Origin of the sequence: Aeromonas sp. 600479 (assembly GCF_049175515.1) — a bacterium.
Lineage (GTDB): Bacteria > Pseudomonadota > Gammaproteobacteria > Enterobacterales > Aeromonadaceae > Aeromonas > Aeromonas veronii_A.
The window spans coordinates 75,379-93,162 of the sequence record NZ_JAAKVF010000017.1; the positions used below are offsets into that span (position 1 = coordinate 75,379).

Sequence of the window (17,784 nt, forward strand, 5' to 3'; positions counted from 1 at the left end):
ATGCGGCTTGGGTCTGACGTGCAGATTTGGCATAATCGCCGCCCTGTCACTGCGAGCTATCATGCCTGCTATCTATGGATTCATCTGACAGGTATGGATAGCTGGAATGTAAACAGCACAATTGAACAATATAAAGAGGGGATGGGCGTGAAACCATCAGAGGTCCCAGAAATACCGAGTCAGGCACAGAGCCAAACCGAGCAGGACGAACAGTGGATGCGCCATGCCATGGCATTGGCCGCCCGGGCCGAAGGGATTGGCGAGATCCCGGTCGGTGCCGTACTGGTGCTGGATGGTCAGGTGGTGGGAGAGGGGTGGAACCGCTCCATCAGCGAACACGATGCCTGTGCCCATGCCGAGGTGATGGCAATCCGGGCGGCGGGCAAGCAGCTGGCGAACTACCGCCTGCTCGACACCACTCTTTATGTGACGCTGGAGCCCTGCTGTATGTGTGCCGGTGCGCTGATCCATAGCCGGGTCAAGCGGGTGGTTTACGGCGCCCGAGATCTCAAGACCGGTGCCGCGGGGTCGGTGTTCGAGATCTTGCAGGACCCGCGCCACAATCATAGAGTCGAGCTGACCGGCGGCGTGCTGGCCGATGCCTGCTCGGCTCAGTTGTCGGCCTTCTTCAAGCGCCGCCGCGCCGAAAAAAAGGCGGCCAAACTGGCGCTGCAACAATCAAACGATACCCTTTCCTGAATCATTCGGGGGCAGCGCAGGCTGCCCTTGCTGATTATCCTCATAAATATCCCTTTATAAACAATATATTGCGTCCATCTTCCTTCGAAAGGATCCCCGCCCATTTTTCCGTTAACAACCTCTGTTAAAGCACTCTCGATGTAACAAAACTGTCATGCAACCGCCATATAATGCCGCGAAGCCTAGCTTACATTGAGGTCTTGCATGTCATCGGAATCGTTAAACCTGGTCATGGCGGGCAGTAGAAAACGCCGGATCAAGGATAAATTGGCCAAATATGGCGTCACCACAGGCGGAGCCCTGGTACTGGTGGCGCTGCTGCTCATCTTCTTTTATCTGCTCTATGTGGTGAAACCCATCTTCAATGGCGCCTCCATGGAGCAGACCGCCTCGTTTACCCTGCCTGCCGCAGGGAAGACCGCCTGGCTCGGCGTGGAAGAGCAGAACGAGATCGGCTATCGCTTCAGCGATAAGGGGCAGGTCAACTTCTTTACGGTGCAGGGAGATGACAAGATCAAGGTCGGCCAGTCACTGGGTCAGGCTCAGGTTGCTGGTGACATCACCACGGTAGCGACCCCGGCACCGGGCCAGCGGCTGATTGCTTACGGCTTTGCCGATGGCAAGGCGCAGGTCGTCCAGCCAGCGTTCAAGGTTTCCTATCCCAACGATGTTCGGGTGATTGAGCCCAGCCTGCAATATCCCTTCGGCGAAGAGCCGGTGGTGATCGACCCGCAAGGGAAGGCGCTGCAACTGATGGTGTTCGAAGCCACCAAGGACAAGATGGCGACCGCCGCCGTGACCGAAGATGGTCGTGGCGTGATGACTGTGATGAGCGGTGAGGAGAACTTCATCTCCGGGGAGATTGAGTGGAGCAGTGAGAACTACACCATTCCGTCCCTGCCGCGCCATGTGGATCAGATGTTGCTGACCCCCAATCTGCGGATCCTGTTCGTGCGCGAGGGTAATCGTCTCTCCGTCTATGACATTCATAACCTGAGCGAAATCTCCCTGCGCAACGTGCTGGAGATCAATGCACCCAACGCCAATGTGACCCGGGTTCAGCTGCTCTCCGGCGCCTCTTCACTGCTGGTGGGTAATGACAACGGCGTCATCTCCCAGTGGTTCGAAGTGGCGAAGGATGGCAAACGCCAGTTCACCCAAATTCGTGACTTCAAGGGTGATGGCGCAGTGGATCTGCTGACTCCCGAGCACTTTCGCAAAGGCTTCATCAGTGCCGACAAGGACGGCATCATCAGCTTCTTCCACGCCACCGGCGAGACCAAGCTGCTGACCGAGACGGTGGAAGGGGGCGAACTCTCTGCTCTGGCCATATCCCCCCGTCACAACCTGTTGCTGATGCAGCAAGGGAATACCTTCAAGCTCTTCTCGGTGGAGAACGAACACCCCGAAGTGACCTGGTCTGCCCTCTGGCAACAGGTGTGGTATGAAGGCTATCCGGAGCCCCAGTATGTGTGGCAATCCACCTCCGCCAGCAACGACTTTGAAGCCAAGCTGAGTTTGGTGCCGCTGGTATTCGGTACGCTGAAAGCCTCTTTCTACGCCATGGTGTTTGCTGTGCCGCTCGGCGTGGCCGGTGCCATCTATACCGCCTACTTCATGTCGGCGGGGCTGCGCAAATACGTCAAGCCGACGGTCGAGATCATGGCGGCGCTGCCGACCGTTATCCTGGGCTTCCTGGCGGGTCTGTGGCTGGCGCCCATCATCGAGGGTGCGTTGCCCGGGGTGATCCTGCTGCTGATATTGCTGCCGATGGGGATGCTGCTGACTGCACTGCTCTGGAACTATCTGCCGGAGCGCGGCAAGTCCTGGCTGCCTGAAGGGTGGCACGCCATCCTGCTGATCCCGGTGCTGCTGCTGATTGGCTGGGGGGCCTTCGCCCTGAGCCCGCTCATCGAGAATGCCTTTATGCACGGCGATTCGCGCATCTGGCTGACTCACGAAATGGGCATCAAGTTTGACCAGCGCAACTCGCTGGTGGTCGGTATCGCCATGGGCTTCGCGGTCATCCCCACCATCTTCTCCATCGCTGAAGATGCAGTCTTCTCGGTGCCCAAGCATCTGACTCAGGGCTCGCTGGCGCTGGGGGCCACCCCGTGGCAGACCCTGAGCCGGGTGGTGATCCTCACCGCCAGCCCGGGCATCTTCTCTGCGGTGATGATGGGCCTTGGGCGCGCCGTGGGCGAGACCATGATCGTGCTGATGGCTACCGGCAACACCCCCATCATGGACTTCTCCATGTTCCAGGGGCTGCGCACCCTCGCCGCCAACATCGCGGTGGAGATGCCGGAATCGGAAGTGGGCAGCTCCCACTATCGGGTACTGTTCCTCGCGGCCTTCGTCCTGTTTGTGTTCACCTTTTTGTTCAACACCCTGGCCGAGTTTGTCCGTCAGCGGTTGCGTGAAAAATACAGCTCGATGTAAGGGGCGACTCTGTAATGGACAAGGAATCGACAATGGGTAAGTGGTTTAAATCAGGGGCTCCCTGGATCTGGATGACCGGCGGTGCCGTCAGCCTGAGTCTGGTGGCGGTACTGGGTCTGCTGCTGCTGATCGGCTGGCGTGGTCTGGTCTACTTCTGGCCGCACCCCATCTATGAGTGGCAGCTGGAAGATGCCAGCGGCAACAAGAGCGTACTGATCGGCGAGATCAACGATCGCGAGCAGGTTCCGGTGGAGCGACTGCGCGCCGCAGGTCTGCCACTGGAAGGGGAAGAGCGCGAGCTGCTGACCCGCTATCTGGTCAAGACCGGCAACCGTGAGTTCGTTGACCTCGATTTTCGCTGGGTGCTGGAGACGGACATCAAGTCCCAGAGCCAGCCGGCTGAGCTGGCCATGGTTGAGCGTGCCACCAACGGCAACTTCTATGGCTATATCGTCGGGGTGAAAGAGGATGGCCGCGAGCTCACCTCTGATCTGCATCCTGCCCTGCAGCGGGTGCTGGCGCGAGCCAATGCCCTTTCAGAACAGGCCAACGATCTGCAAAAAGGGGACATCGGCAGCATCAACTATCAACTGGAGCGGCTGCGCCTGAAAGAGCGCAAGGCCGAGCTGGATGACAAGCTGACCGATCAGCTCAAAGCCGAACTGGCCAGCGAGCGTAAGGCCCTCAACGATCGCTATCAAGTGCTGGAAAAAGAGCTCTTCTCCCTGCGTAGCCAAGCGGACCGCGACGCCATTACCGTCAAGGATATGCGTGGCGAGCTGGTGACCATGCCGATGTCCAAGGTACTGGACGTGGTATGGCCCAACGACATGAGCCTGCTGGCCAAGGTGGGTCACTGGTTCCACCAGATCGGCAAGTTTGTCTCTGACGATCCCCGTGAAGCCAACACCGAGGGCGGGGTGTTCCCGGCTATCTTCGGCACTGTGTTCATGGTGTTCCTGATGGCGATCATCGTGACCCCGCTGGGGGTGGTGGCGGCAGTCTACCTGCACGAATACGCGGGTAAGAACAGTCTGACCAAGATCATTCGCATTGCGGTGATCAACCTGGCGGGCGTGCCCTCCATCGTCTACGGCGTGTTTGGTCTGGGCTTCTTCGTTTACACCCTGGGGGGCAGCATCGACCGCCTCTTCTACCCGGAAGCGCTGCCGAGCCCAACCTTTGGTTCACCCGGCGTGATCTGGTCGGCGCTGACCCTGGCCATCCTGACCCTGCCGGTGGTGATTGTCTCCACCGAAGAGGGGCTGGCGCGGATCCCGAGCACCATCCGTCAGGGCTCGCTGGCACTGGGCGCGACCCAGGCCGAAACCCTCTGGCGCATCGTGCTGCCGATGGCGAGTCCGGCCATCATGACCGGCCTTATTCTGGCGATTGCCCGTGCAGCCGGTGAAGTGGCGCCGCTGATGCTGGTGGGGGTGGTAAAACTGGCACCGACCCTGCCGATGGATGGCAACTTCCCGTATCTGCATGTGGAGCGCAAGTTCATGCACCTGGGCTTCCACATCTATGACGTCGGCTTCCAGAGCCCCAACGTTGAGGCTGCCCGCCCGCTGGTCTACGCCACCTCCTTCCTGCTGGTGACGGTGATCGTGGGTCTGAACCTGACCGCTATCGGTATTCGTAACCACTTGCGCGAGAAATTCCGGTCGCTGGAGCATTAATCCGGCGCCTCTTGAGTGATACAAGAGTGAGATAACAGAGGGGCGGCCGAGCGCGAGCCGCCATCTCTCTGCACCAATACGTGAGGGGCGCCGGCAGCTGTCCGGCCACTCCAGATAGATTTTGAGGTAACAGATGATCAACGTAACGACCACGTCTACCCAGCACACCGCGCTGGACCTGCTCAACCTGACCCCGGAGCAGACCGCGCTGGAGGTGAAGGATCTCAACCTGTACTACGGCAGCAAGCAGGCGTTGTTCAACGTCAACATGAAGATCCCCAAAGGGCAGGTGACCGCCTTTATCGGCCCGTCAGGCTGTGGTAAATCGACCCTGCTGCGCTGCATCAACCGGATGAACGATCTGGTGGAGATCTGCCGCATCGAGGGGGAAATTCAGCTGCACGGCCACAACATCTATGACAAGAGCGTCGATGTTTCTGCCCTGCGCCGTCAGGTGGGCATGGTGTTCCAGCGCCCGAACCCGTTTCCCAAGTCCATCTACGAGAACGTGGTCTATGGTCTGCGCCTGCAGGGGATCAATGATCGCCGTACCCTGGATGAGGCCGCCGAGCGCTCTCTGCGCGGTGCGGCCCTGTGGGACGAGGTGAAGGATCGTCTGCATGACAACGCCTTCGGTCTCTCCGGTGGTCAGCAGCAGCGTCTGGTGATTGCCCGTGCCATCGCCATTGAGCCGGAAGTGTTGCTGCTCGATGAACCGACCTCGGCGCTCGACCCCATCTCCACCCTGACCATCGAGGAGCTGATCAACGAGCTCAAGAGCCAGTTCACCGTGGTGATCGTGACCCACAACATGCAACAGGCTGCGCGAGTGTCGGATCAGACCGCCTTCATGTATATGGGCGAGCTTATCGAGTACTCGGATACCAACACCATTTTCACCACCCCGGCCAAGAAAAAGACCGAAGATTACATTACCGGTCGTTACGGCTAAGGAGAGGAGAGGATGAATCTCAGCAAACAGATTGGCAGTCGGTTCAACGGCTAAGGCATAATCGGAGCAATCAAGGATTATTTGTATGGACAATATGAACCTCAATAAACACATCTCCGGTCAGTTCAATGCCGAGCTAGAGAGCGTGCGCAACCAGGTGCTGGTGATGGGCGGTCTGGTGGAGCAGCAGCTCACCGACGCCATCGCAGCGATCCACGATCAGGATCTCGATGCGGCCCGCAAAATCGTGGCCAACGACCACAAGGTCAACGCCATGGAAGTGGCGATCGACGAGGAGTGCACCCGCATCATCGCCAAGCGTCAGCCGACAGCCTCCGACCTGCGACTGGTGATGGCCATCATCAAGACCATCACCGATCTGGAGCGCATTGGCGACGTGGCCGACAAGATCGCCCGCATGCTGACCGACAACGCCAACAAGCCGCAGCCGCCGCTGGTGTCTCTGGAGAACATGGGCCGTCGTACCATCAAGATGCTGCACGATGTGCTCGACGCCTTCGCCCGCATGGATCTGGATGCGGCGCTGGCGGTCTACAAGGAAGATGACAAGGTAGACCGCGAGTACGAGTCCATCATTCGCGAGCTGATGACCTACATGATGGAAGATCCCCGCACCATCCCCCAGGTGCTCAACGTCCTGTGGGCGGCGCGGGCCATCGAGCGGGTCGGCGATCGCTGCCAGCACATCTGCGAGTACATCGTCTACTACGTGAAAGGCAAGGATGTGCGCCACACCAAGGCGGATGATCTGGGTACCCTGCTGGGCAAGGGCTAACCGGAAGTGAATAAAAAGGCGCGTGAAGCGCCTTTTTTGTTGCATAACTGGTCGGAGTAAGATAAAGCCCCCAACTGGCTGTTTTCTGATAGAATACTCCCCCTGTGTGAGTCCCGGATGGGCTCACGGTCCGGTCTCCCGGGCCCAGTTTGCCGTCTTGTGCTAAGGCGGGTGTAGCAATAGGTTAATCATGAGTTTTGCCGATAGTTTGTTCTTTTTAATGCTGCTGGTTGGCGGCAGTGTGTTCTTCTCCCTCTCCGAGATTTCTCTCGCCGCGTCTCGCAAAATCAAATTGCAGGTGATGGCGGATGAAGGTAATCGCCAGGCCGAAAAGGTGCTGGCCTTGCAGGCCCAGCCGGGCAACTTTTTCACCGTGGTGCAGATTGGCCTCAATACCGTCGCCATTCTGGGCGGTATCCTGGGTGAGTCTGCCCTCAACCCCGCCATCAAGGGGATTGTCTCTCAGTTCTACCAGGGTCCCTGGCTTGGCGAGATCAGCTCCGGTGCCTCCTTCGTGTTTGTCACCGGCATGTTTATCCTGATCGCCGATCTGATGCCCAAGCGTCTGGCCATGACCATGCCCGAGCAGATTGCCGTGGTGGTGGTGCGCCCCATGCTCTTCTTCGTCACCGTGTTGATGCCGCTGGTGTGGATCTTCAACGGGTTGGCCAACTCCCTGTTCCGTCTGATGCGCGTCTCCACGGTGCGCAACGACGAGATCACCTCCGATGATATCTATGCGGTGATGGATGCCGGTGCCGAGGCGGGGGTTATCCAGCGCGAGGAGCATCAGCTCATCGAGAACGTGTTCGAGTTGCAGTCCCTTGGTGTCACCTCTGCCATGACGGCCCGCGAGAGCCTCATCTACTTCACCCTGCAAGAGAGCGAAGAGAGCATCAAGGCCAAGATCGCCGAGCATCCCCACAACAAGTTTCTGGTCTGTGACCACAACCTCGACAGCATCAAGGGCTTTGTCGATGCCAAAGAGCTGCTGATCCGCGTTATCGGCGGCCAGAGCATCGACCTGATCGGTGGCAACCTGGTGCAGAACGTCATCATCATCCCCGATACCCTGAACCTCTATGAGGCGATGGAGTACTTCAAGAATCATCGTGGCGACTTTGCCGTGGTGATGAACGAGTACGCGCTGGTGGTGGGGATTGTCACCATGAACGACCTGATGAGCACCGTCATGGGTGAGTGGGCGACCCACGTGGTGGAAGAGCAGATCGTCCAGCGCGACGAGAACTCCTGGCTGGTGGACGGGGTCACCCCCATCTCCGACGTGATGCGCGCCTTCGATATCGAAGAGTTCCCCGAGAACCAGAACTACGAGACCATCGCCGGCTTTATCATGTATATGCTGCGCAAGATCCCCAAACGCACTGACTCGGTCAAATACGCCGGTTACAAGTTCGAAGTGGTCGATATCGACAGTTACAAGATTGATCAGCTGCTGGTTACCCGGGTCGAACCGGCTGTGGCCGAGAAGCCAGCTCAGGAATCGTAAAAGGAGCGACATAAGAGTCATGAAGATGCAGTCTCATTCCCGTGCGCTGGCCTGTGTCGCGCTCGCCCTGGCACTGTGTGCCTGTAGTCAGAGTGCGCCGCGCAAAGCCACAGTGGCAGCCAAGCCGGTAACCCCCAAGCCTGCCGTGGTCGTGCCGCAGCCGGATCCCGATGCGGTGGTACAAAGTGGCATGGCCGAGCCGAGCCCGGTCTTTGATGAGCAGTACCACGGCCCGGATCAGGGATCGCTGGAGTCGGTGACCGCCCTGTTTGCCCGTGGCTACATCGAGTCCGCCATGCGCGAGACCATGCTGGCGGCGGTGCACAACGACTATCCGCTGCTCGGCATGCGGGATGTGCGGTTGACCGATCCGGTCTCCAAATTCCTCACCTCCGAGCATGCGGCCACCACGGCCCATGACTACCTCTATGCAGGCGTACAGCGTCGCCTCGGTCGTCCGCTCAGCCCTGCCCAATGGGAGCAGATCTGGCGCGGTTTGCCACAGCAGGGGCGGGTCTCCGACTGGGTCAAGCAGATCAAACGCGTGCTGGCTGGGCGTTAAGTCGCCAGCGGATCAAGATAGTGATGAGGCCACCTTCGGGTGGCCTCTTGCATTTCTGCGTTTGCCTCGCCGTTTGCACGCTGATTTCTGCTGATACTGATTGCCGCCCGTGGCGCTTTGCTTTATCTTGTTTTGGACATCTAAACATCTATATGTTTTTATGGCTTAATAATAAAAGGGCTTCGCAGAATGAAGCAGGACGATCTGCAGCGATTCAGCGTGAAACCGCAGATCAACAAAACAAACAGATAAATACGCAAATAAACAACGCATAAAACAAAGAGACACGACAGATGGAAACCAGGGAATTGTGGGTGCTGGATGGGGGCATGGGGCGCGAGTTGGCAAGGCGGGGGGCACCGTTTCGTCAGCCCGAATGGTCGGCGCTGGCCTTGATGGAGGCGCCAGAGACGGTGCGTGACGTGCATCAGGCCTATGTGGCGAGCGGTGCCAGGGTCATTACTACCAATAGCTATGCGCTGGTGCCGTTTCATATCGGCGATGAGCGTTTCTATGCCGACGGGGAGGGGTTGGCAGCGCTGGCTGGTCAGCTAGCCCGTGAGGTGGCTGACGAGCAGAAGGGCGCCGTGCAGGTGGCGGGTTCTCTGCCACCGCTGTTTGGCTCCTACCGTGCCGACTTGTTCAAGGCGGACCGGGTGAGCGAGCTGGCAACGCCGCTTATTCGGGCGCTATCCCCTTATGTGGATATCTGGCTGGCCGAGACCATGAGCCTGATTGCCGAGCCACTGGCCCTGAAAGCGCTGTTGCCTGACGATGGCAAGCCGTTCTGGGTCTCCTTCACGCTGGAAGATGAGGCGCCGGGCAACGAGCCGCGACTGCGCTCCGGCGAACGGGTGGCCGATGCGGTGACCATGCTGGTGGCGGCTGGAGTCGATGCCATCCTGTTCAACTGCTGTCAGCCCGAGGTGATCGAGGGGGCTCTCGAGGTTGCCCGCACCCGATTGCAGGCGCTGGGCCGCGCAGACATTCGCCTCGGTGCCTATGCCAACGCCTTCCCGCCGCAGCCCAAAGAGGCCACCGCCAACGATGGGCTGGACGAGATCCGCGCCGATCTGGGGCCGCTGGATTACCTTGGCTGGGCCGAGCGCTGGCGCGCGGCCGGGGCGAATTTGATCGGCGGTTGCTGCGGTATCGGCCCCGAGCATATTCAGGCGCTGAGCCGCCGGTTGCGCTAAGGATCACCCATGAAAGAGAGCAAGATTGGGCTCTGGTCCCTCACCGCGCTGGTATTCAGCTCCATGGTGGGGGCGGGGATTTTCAGCCTGCCCCAGAACATGGCCGAGGTGGCAGGCGCCCGCGCCGTGCTGATCGGCTGGGGCGTGACGGGTGTGGGCATCCTGGCGCTCGCCATGAGTTTTCTCTATCTGTCGCGACTCAGACCGGATCTCGACGGCGGTATCTACAGCTACGCCCGCGCCGGTTTTGGCGATCTGGTGGGCTTCTTCTCCGCCTGGGGTTATTGGCTCTGTGCCACCATCGGTGTGGTGGGCTATCTGGTCATCGCCTTTGCGGCGCTGGGCAGCTTTATCGATACCCCCGAGCAGATCTGGTTTGGTGATGGCAATACCCTGGCAGCGTTTGTCGGCGAGTCCTGCATCCTTTGGGCGGTGCACCTGCTGGTGGCCCGCGGCGTGCAGCAGGCGGCGCTGTTCAATCTGGTGGCGACCCTGGCCAAGAGCCTGCCGCTGCTGCTGTTTATCCTGTTCGCCTGCTACTGGTTCGATCCGGTCACCTTCGCGGCGGATCAGCAGGGCAGCACCCTAGCGGTGCCGGTCTCCGAGCAGGTGCGCAATACCATGCTGATCACTCTCTGGGTCTTCACCGGTATCGAGGGGGCGGCGGTGTTGTCGGCCCGCGCCCGAAACCGGCGGGATGTGGGCACGGCCACCGTGCTTGGGGTGCTATTGGCGCTGCTGCTCTATGTGCTTATCTCGGTGCTGGCGCTCGGAATATTGAGTCGGCCCGAGCTCGCAGCGCTGCCCAACCCCTCCATGGCAGGGCTGATGGCCCAGATGACCGGCTCCTGGGGCAAGCTGCTCATCAGTGTCGGCCTTATTGTCTCGGTGCTTGCCTCCTACGTGAGCTGGGCCCTCTTCTCGGCGGAGGTGCCGTTCAGCGCAGCCCGCCACGGCGCGTTTCCCGCCATCTTCCGGCGCCAGAACCGCAATGGGACGCCTATCGCATCGCTCTGGCTCACCAGCTTGACGGTGCAGACTTGCCTGCTGCTGGTGTGGCTGCTCGGCAAGGGCTACACCAGCCTGCTGCTTATCTCCACCTCGATGATCCTGGTGCCCTACCTGCTGATCGGGCTGTTTCTGCTCAAGCTCTCGTTCAGCAAGAAGGGGGAGGGCGGGCAGGGCCGCGGTCTGATGCGGGCGGTAGCACTGGTGTCGAGCGGTTACGGCTTCTGGCTGCTCTATGCCGCCGGGGTGGAGTATCTGCTGCTCTCCTTACTGCTCTACGGGCCGGGTCTGCTGCTGTTTCTCTACAGCCGCCGTCAGCTGGGCACAGATCTTTGCCTGAGTGGCCGCGAGCGGCTGTTGGCCGGAGTGACCTTGCTGAGCCTGATCCCCGCCGTCTGGTCGTTCGCCCATCTCTGATATCGAACATATGGCTGACCATAAAAGAGAGCGCCACAGTGGCGCTCTCTTGTTATCAGGGGTTGGTTATCAGGGACTTGCTATCCGGGGCGAAGGCTCAGCTGCTGGCAGGCCCGGCCGGTTTGCCAAACAGCACCGCGAGTTTTTGTCGCCAGGGCAGGCCACGGGCGTCACGCAGCATGTCGCGCCACTCATGGAAGGTGAGGGTGAGGGGGTTGAAGCTGTGGATCGGCTTGGTGATGCCGAAGCGGCATGGCTCGGCCGGGTCTTCCTCGACAAAGGTGCCAAACAGCCGATCCCAGATGATCAGCACCCCGGCGAAGTTGCGGTCTATGTACTTGGCGTTGCTGGCGTGGTGCACCCTGTGGTGGGAGGGGGTGTTGAAGATCCACTCCAGCCAGCCGAGTTTGCCCACCACCTGGGTGTGGACGAAGAACTGGAAACCGAGGCTCAGCAGCACGGTGGCGACCACCGCCTCGGGCGGGAAGCCGATGACAATCATCGGGATCCAGAACAACCACATGCCGGAGATCGGATACATCAGGCTCTGACGAAAAGCAGTGGAGAGGTTGAGCCGCTCCGAGCTGTGATGCACCACGTGGGAGGCCCACAGCCAGCGCACATGGTGGCTGGTGAAGTGGAACAGCCAGTAACAGAGATCCTGCAACAGGAACAGCAGCAATACGCTCCAGAAGGTGAGGTCGATGTCGAACAATCGCCAGCCCCAGAGGGTGTCATACAGATAAGCAATGGCGATGGCCGCCAGCGCATCGCCCCCCTGGTGCATCAAGGCCAGGGCGGCGTTGGCGAACAGATCCCGCCACTGGTAGGTGGCGGTGGGAAAGGCCGCGCCATGTTTGCGCAGGTAGAGCATCTCCCAGCCGATAAAGGCCAGAAAAACCGGGGAGAGGTAGAGCAGAAGCAGTTGCACATCCATATGCGGCCATCCATTCAGAGCAATTGCTCTCCAGCATAAAGGATGGTTTTAATATTTCATTAACATTTTTCTGCCAACGAAGAGATGGCATGAAATATGGCGCGGCAGCAGAGGAAGGTGCGGCGGATGGCTATGCTTGATGCAGGCTTTTTCAGAAGGTGCTGGCTTATGCGCGTCTGGTGTTGCTTGTTGCTGGGGTTGTGCATGATGGCCCAGGCCAAAACCCGTGTTGAAATTTTGGCCGATGCCAACTATCCCCCCTACTCCTGGCAGGAGGGGGAGGAGGTCAGGGGGATCTATGCCGATATTATCCGCGAGGTGACCTCTGCCATGCCTGACTATGAGGTGGTGCTCAAGCCGATGCCGTGGCGGCGTGGTCTGAGCATGGTGGAGCAGGGGACCGCCTTCGCCATCTTTCCGCCTTACTACCAGCCCGACAGTCGTCCCTGGATGTGGCCTTACTCCCAACCGATGCTCGACGAGGAGCTGGTGGTGATGTGCGGCGCCAGTGTTGCGGTCAATACCCCGCAGGCCAGGTTTCCGCTCGACTATCACGGTTTGCGCTTTGGTATGAACGCCGGCTTTGCTGTCGGCGGAGATGCCTTCTGGCAGGCGGTGAAGGAGAAGCAGATCGACGTGGAGGAGGTGAAAAGCAATCGGGAGAACTTGCTCAAGATTGTCCGCGGTCGGGTCGATTGCACCATCAATGACCGCCTTTCCCTGCTTTATGAACTGCTGAACATGATCAAGGGAGAACAACTGGCGGTGGCCGATATGTCTCTACTCAAACAGGGGCCGGTGCTCAGCAAGGAGCAGGGGTTCCTCGGCTATAGCCGCAAGGGGGAGTATCCCTACAAACAGGCCTTTATCGAACAGTTTGACAAAGAGCTCTATGAGCTCAAGAAACGTGACGGGGTGAAAGTGATCGTGGAGCGCTATCTGGGAAAGTCCCCGCGCTGAGCCGATGAGATGGGGACTCGGGTTCAGCTGGGTTGAGTCTGCTCCAGCGTCAAGTACAAAAAGAGGGACCCTGCGGTCCCTCTTCGTTTATCCAGAAGAGCGTGTTGGCTACAGCACCTGACTCAGGAACTGGCGCAGACGCGGGGAGGGGGGATTGTCGAAGAAGTCGGCGGGTTTTTCATCCACCAGCAGTTCGCCACTCTCCATAAAGAGCACCCGATCCGCCACTTCTCGGGCAAAGCCCATCTCGTGGGTCACCACCACCATGGTCATTCCCTCGCGGGCGAGCCCCTTCATCACATCCAGCACTTCCCCCACCATTTCGGGATCCAGCGCACTGGTGGGCTCGTCAAACAGCATGATGCGTGGCTGCATGGCGAGCGCCCGGGCAATGGCCACCCGCTGTTGCTGACCGCCGGAGAGCTGGGAGGGGTAGCTCTTGGCCTTGTTGGATAGCCCCACTTTCAGCAGCAGCGCCTTGGCTCTGTCTTCGGCCTCACGGCGCGACAGGCCACGCACCTTCTGCGGAGCGAGGCAGATGTTATCCAGCACCGTCAGGTGGGGGAAGAGGTTGAAGGACTGGAACACCATGCCCACCTCTTCCCGCAGCTTGTTGACATCGCCCGGCTCGGTCAGGCAGATGCCGTCGACCACAATATTGCCGTCGTTGATGGTCTCCAGCTGGTTGAGGGTGCGCAGGAAGGTCGATTTGCCCGAGCCGCTGGGGCCGACGATCACCACCACTTCCCCTTCGGCCACCTCGGTGCTGACATTTTTCAGGGCATGCACTTCGCTGCCGTAGAACTTCTCAACGCCGGTCGCTTTGATGATGGGATCAGTTGCTGCGCGCATATTTCGCCTCCAGAAAACGAACCGGGAAGGCGAAGGGGGTGCCGGTGATGGCTGCACTTCTCGATGCCTGTTGCGCTTTGATGATGGGATCAGTTACTGCGCGCATATTTCACCTCCAGAAAACGAACCGGGAAGGCGAAGGGGGTGCCGGTGATGACTGCACATCTCGACGCCTGTGGCACCTTGATGATGGGGTCAGTTGCTGCGTGCATATTTCACCTCGAGACGGCGTACCAGGAAAGAGAGGGTGCCGGTCAGCACCAGATAGAGCAGGGCCACGGTGAACCATACCTCGAACGGGCTGAAGGTGGAGCTCACCACCTCGCGCCCCGCCTTGGTCAGATCGGTGATGGAGATAACCGAGACCAGCGAGGAGTCCTTGATGAGGTTGATGAACTGGCCCGCCAGCGGTGGCAGTACCCGCTTGAACGCCTGCGGCAGAATGACATAGCGCATGGTCTGGGCGGAGGTCATACCCAGGCTGCGGCCCGCCTCCATCTGCCCCTTGTGGATGGAGCTGATACCGGCGCGGACGATCTCCGCCACATAGGCGCCGGTAAAGACCGCCAGCGCGGCGACCCCGGCGGTGAAGCGGTCGAGGTTCAGCACGGTGCCGATAAAGAAGTAGACGATGAAGATCTGTACCAGCAGCGGCGTGCCGCGGATGAGCTCAACGTAGGTGACCGCCAGATTGCGCAGGGCGGGATTGGGGGAGAGGCGCGCCAGCCCGGCCAGGGTACCGAGCAGGATGGCGAAGATGCCTGCCACCAGCGAGAGCTTGACGGTGACCCAGACGCCCCAGGCGATGGGGCCTGCGGTCCAGCTCAGTTGGGTGTCGAGGGTATCGCCACGAAAAACGGTATCCCCTTCGGCGACTTGTACGCCGGTACTGGCGATGGCTTGCCGCACATTGGGGTCGAGATCGTCTTGCAGGAACAGCTTGTCCTTCTCGGCCTCGCTGGTGCCCGCCATCACGGTGCCGTCAAATTCGGCGACATTCTTCTGCTCCGCCTGATAGGCGATGTATTGGGGAATGCGTTCCCAGCGCCAGGTGTAATCCACGGACTGGACAGCCTTGTAGATGCCGAATACGGCAACCAGCAGCATCAGCAGGAAAACCCCATGCCAGAGTAGCTGATTGGGCTGTTTTTCCATCTGTCTTGTCGGTTTGGGTGTGTGCACAGTCACAACCTCTTCTCGTTATTGTGTGGGGAGCTGCGTGGTGCAGGGGCGGCATGTGCCGCCCCCCGGAGGTTATTTGAGCTGGTTCAGCCAGGCGTTGGATTCGAACCACTTCTTGTAGAGACGGTCGTAGCTACCATCGCCCTTGATCTGGCGCAGGTAGTTGTTAAACCAGTTGAGGGTGTCCTGATCCCCTTTGCGGATGGCCCAGGCCAGTGGCTCGAAGGTGAACGGTTTGTCGAGGTGCACCACGGCGCCCTGATTCTGGGAGGCAAAAATAGCGTTGTAGGGCAGGTCATAGACGAACGCATCGACCTTGCCGTTGATCACCTCCAGCTTGGCGTCATCCTGGGTTTCAAACTGCAGCAGGGTAGCTTTGGGGATCAGGCGCTTGACTGCCTGCTCGCCGGTGGTGCCGAGCTTGACCGCGATCTTGTATTTCGGGTCGTTGAGGTCGGTGAAGGATTTGATTTCGCCCGCCTTCTCTTTGCGCAGGACTATGGTCTGGCCGACCACGATGTAGGGATCGGCAAAGTTGACCCGCAGGTTGCGCTGGGGAGTGACGGTCATGCCGCCCATGATGACGTCGAACTTGTTGGTCAGCAGCGCCGGAATGATGCCATCCCAGGCGGTGTTGACGAACTCGACCTTCACGCCCATCTCTTTGGCGACCATCTTGGCGAGATCCACATCAAAGCCGATGTATTGGCCCTGCTTGTTGGTCATCTCGAAGGGTTGATAGCCGGCGTCGAAGCCGACTCGCAGCACGCCGCGTTCGAGCACGGCATCCAGGGTGGAGGTGGGGGCAGGGGTCGGGGCCGCCGTGGCGATCCCGCAAAACAGCAGGGTAGAAAGAATCAGTTTTTTGATCATAAGTGACGTCTCTGTCGATGTTGTGTTCGGCCTTGAACCTGATCCCGTGCGACTCCGTGGCACAAGAGACTGCTGCATCCGGCAACAGGCAAGACAGGATGAATGTCTTGAGTGGGACAAAAGCCCCATATGAGATGCTATGAATAGTGGTTGAGTGAAAAATGTACCAAAAACAGATTGTGTCAGAAGACTCAACAGGTTAGAGACATTTATTGCTCATGGCTTCATTCATAAAATCACACGAAAACAACATATCTATCTAATTGAGTGGGTTCAAGCCCAAATTATCCCCAAGACATTTTGTTACAAAGTCAGGGCGCCGCTTGCGGCTCTTATTGTGTTGTTGGGCTCCGTAAGAGGCTTTTTATGGGGTTAAGACGAATACGCATTGGTGGGATATCACACGCATTGCTCTGTTTGTCAGCAAACGAACGGGCTTTATTGTGAAAACCATCAAGTCGTACTGGGTCTTGGCAAACGCTTCTCATATACTCAGTTACCCTCTCTGCATGGCTTTGGTATGGACGCCTCACTACTGCTTAAGCTGGATATTTTTACCTTGATGATCATGGCCTTGTGTGGCTATTGTCTCGGTTTCCTCACTCTTACCATCATTCGTGTTACCCACAACGATATTCCCGGTGTCGGGGTCTGGTGGTGGTCCAGTCTGTTTGCCATGCTGGGTCAGGCTGGATTTGCCAGTCTGCTGCTGACCCCCACCCCCTATGGCTCCTGGGTGGGCAATGTCTTCCTGATTTTTCATGTGTCGTTGCTGCTGGTCGCCCAACGCTGTTTCTTCCGTCAATCGCCGGGCTGGCCTGTCTGCTGGGGATTCATCCTGCTGTTTGCCGCCGTCATGACCTGGTCGGTCGCAATCGATGGCCGGATTGCGGTGCGGGTGATGATCAGCAGCGCCACCTTCCTCATGCTCAGTTCGCTCATCATCTGGCAGCTCTGGCGTCACGGCCGCCCTGATTATCAGGTGGCGGTATGGGTGCTGATTGGCCTCAATCTGGTGCTGATTGCCATGACCCTGATGCGGATATTTACCGTGTGGGGCGAGGTGATCGAAAGCCCGTTCCAGCGTCAGTTGTTCAACGTGTTGCCCTATGTCTCCATGCTGGTGGGTAGCTCCATGCTCACCTTCGGGGTACTGCTGCTCTGCAACCAGCACCGGGCGCTGGAGCTGCGCTATCAGGCCAGTCATGACCCGCTGACCGGGTTACTCAATCGCCGTGGTTTTATGGAGCGTCTGGCCCGGGGACGCCCTGCACAGCAGGGGGCGTTGGTGGTGCTCGATCTGGATGACTTCAAGCAGATCAACGATCGGCATGGTCATGAGGTGGGGGATCGGGTGCTGGAGCGGGTCGGGTTGGCACTGCGCGAGCTGGAGGGCGTATTGACCAGTCGCTTTGGGGGCGAGGAGTTTGTGCTGCTGTTTCGCCATGCCACCGCAGAGGAGGCGATCGCCCGTTGTCAGTCACTGCGGGTTCAGCTTGCGGCCAGCGAGGTAGAGGGGATCCATATCACCGTCAGCATGGGTATTGCTCACTGGCAGGGGGAGTGGCACTTTGACAGCCTGTTCAGCCGTGCGGATGACGCTCTCTATCGGGCCAAGCGGGAAGGAAAGAACCGGGTCTGTCAGGCTGCCTGATGCAGGAATAGGTTCAGGAATAAAATCAGGGCGCGGTGATCCGCGCCCTGGCTGTTTCTGTT

At 59.2% G+C, this 17,784-nt stretch carries 17 protein-coding genes; 11 read left to right on the top strand and 6 right to left on the bottom strand.

Annotated features, from left to right (window positions below; all coding sequences use genetic code 11):
* Positions 1-141: 141 nt before the first annotated feature.
* The 9 genes from tadA (at position 142) to G5149_RS16785 (ending at position 11,264) form a co-directional block, all read left to right on the top strand.
* Positions 142-699 (top strand): tRNA adenosine(34) deaminase TadA, encoded by a 558-nt coding sequence (gene tadA / locus G5149_RS16745; protein WP_371167952.1) that lies wholly within the window; start codon positions 142-144, stop codon positions 697-699.
* Positions 700-903: 204 nt separating this feature from the next.
* The gene (locus G5149_RS16750; RefSeq protein WP_139406433.1) at positions 904-3,141 is read left to right on the top strand and encodes an ABC transporter permease subunit; all 2,238 of its coding nucleotides are present in this window, start codon (positions 904-906) and stop codon (positions 3,139-3,141) included.
* 32 nt (positions 3,142-3,173) lie between these two features.
* Entirely contained in the window at positions 3,174-4,823 is a 1,650-nt protein-coding gene (pstA, locus tag G5149_RS16755) for a phosphate ABC transporter permease PstA (RefSeq protein WP_421213057.1), read from the top strand.
* Positions 4,824-4,956: 133 nt separating this feature from the next.
* Positions 4,957-5,775, top strand: a complete 819-nt coding sequence (gene pstB, locus G5149_RS16760) for a phosphate ABC transporter ATP-binding protein PstB (protein WP_005334102.1) — start codon at positions 4,957-4,959, stop codon at positions 5,773-5,775.
* A gap of 85 nt (positions 5,776-5,860) precedes the next feature.
* On the top strand, positions 5,861-6,571 hold the full coding sequence (gene phoU, locus G5149_RS16765) for a phosphate signaling complex protein PhoU (RefSeq protein WP_005334097.1): 711 nt from the start codon (positions 5,861-5,863) through the stop codon (positions 6,569-6,571).
* A gap of 190 nt (positions 6,572-6,761) precedes the next feature.
* Complete coding sequence (locus tag G5149_RS16770) at positions 6,762-8,081, top strand: hemolysin family protein (protein WP_270904540.1); 1,320 nt, start codon at positions 6,762-6,764, stop codon at positions 8,079-8,081.
* Between the two features lie 19 nt (positions 8,082-8,100).
* Positions 8,101-8,643, top strand: a complete 543-nt coding sequence (locus G5149_RS16775) for a hypothetical protein (protein ID WP_335864892.1) — start codon at positions 8,101-8,103, stop codon at positions 8,641-8,643.
* A gap of 293 nt (positions 8,644-8,936) precedes the next feature.
* On the top strand, positions 8,937-9,839 hold the full coding sequence (locus G5149_RS16780; protein ID WP_421213059.1) for a homocysteine S-methyltransferase family protein: 903 nt from the start codon (positions 8,937-8,939) through the stop codon (positions 9,837-9,839).
* Between the two features lie 9 nt (positions 9,840-9,848).
* Positions 9,849-11,264 carry a basic amino acid/polyamine antiporter gene (locus G5149_RS16785; RefSeq protein ID WP_421213061.1) on the top strand — a complete coding sequence of 472 codons (1,416 nt, stop codon included), beginning with the start codon at positions 9,849-9,851 and terminating at the stop codon, positions 11,262-11,264.
* 97 nt (positions 11,265-11,361) lie between these two features.
* Here the strand turns inward: G5149_RS16785 and G5149_RS16790 are convergent, their stop codons facing one another.
* The gene (locus G5149_RS16790) at positions 11,362-12,201 is read right to left on the bottom strand and encodes a sterol desaturase family protein (RefSeq protein WP_421213063.1); all 840 of its coding nucleotides are present in this window, start codon (positions 12,199-12,201) and stop codon (positions 11,362-11,364) included.
* A gap of 168 nt (positions 12,202-12,369) precedes the next feature.
* On the opposite strand from G5149_RS16790, the gene G5149_RS16795 reads away from it, so the two are divergent.
* Positions 12,370-13,161 carry a substrate-binding periplasmic protein gene (locus tag G5149_RS16795; protein ID WP_421213065.1) on the top strand — a complete coding sequence of 264 codons (792 nt, stop codon included), beginning with the start codon at positions 12,370-12,372 and terminating at the stop codon, positions 13,159-13,161.
* Positions 13,162-13,269: 108 nt separating this feature from the next.
* Here G5149_RS16795 and G5149_RS16800 read toward each other — a convergent pair whose 3' ends face one another.
* The 5 genes from G5149_RS16800 to G5149_RS16820 form a co-directional block, all read right to left on the bottom strand.
* Entirely contained in the window at positions 13,270-14,013 is a 744-nt protein-coding gene (locus G5149_RS16800; protein WP_421213066.1) for an amino acid ABC transporter ATP-binding protein, read from the bottom strand.
* Positions 13,997-14,119, bottom strand: coding sequence for a hypothetical protein (locus G5149_RS16805; protein ID WP_337073009.1), 123 nt, complete (start codon positions 14,117-14,119; stop codon positions 13,997-13,999). Before G5149_RS16805 ends, G5149_RS16800 begins: the two co-directional genes overlap by 17 nt.
* Positions 14,103-14,225 (bottom strand): hypothetical protein, encoded by a 123-nt coding sequence (locus G5149_RS16810; protein WP_337073010.1) that lies wholly within the window; start codon positions 14,223-14,225, stop codon positions 14,103-14,105. Before G5149_RS16810 ends, G5149_RS16805 begins: the two co-directional genes overlap by 17 nt.
* Positions 14,209-15,168 (bottom strand): amino acid ABC transporter permease, encoded by a 960-nt coding sequence (locus G5149_RS16815; protein ID WP_158111105.1) that lies wholly within the window; start codon positions 15,166-15,168, stop codon positions 14,209-14,211. The genes G5149_RS16810 and G5149_RS16815 overlap by 17 nt, the downstream gene beginning before the upstream one ends.
* Positions 15,169-15,267: 99 nt before the next feature.
* The gene (locus G5149_RS16820) at positions 15,268-16,068 is read right to left on the bottom strand and encodes a transporter substrate-binding domain-containing protein (protein ID WP_005334079.1); all 801 of its coding nucleotides are present in this window, start codon (positions 16,066-16,068) and stop codon (positions 15,268-15,270) included.
* Between the two features lie 520 nt (positions 16,069-16,588).
* Between G5149_RS16820 and G5149_RS16825 the strand changes: the two genes are divergently transcribed.
* Positions 16,589-17,722 (top strand): GGDEF domain-containing protein, encoded by a 1,134-nt coding sequence (locus G5149_RS16825; protein WP_421213067.1) that lies wholly within the window; start codon positions 16,589-16,591, stop codon positions 17,720-17,722.
* Positions 17,723-17,784: the final 62 nt, after the last annotated feature.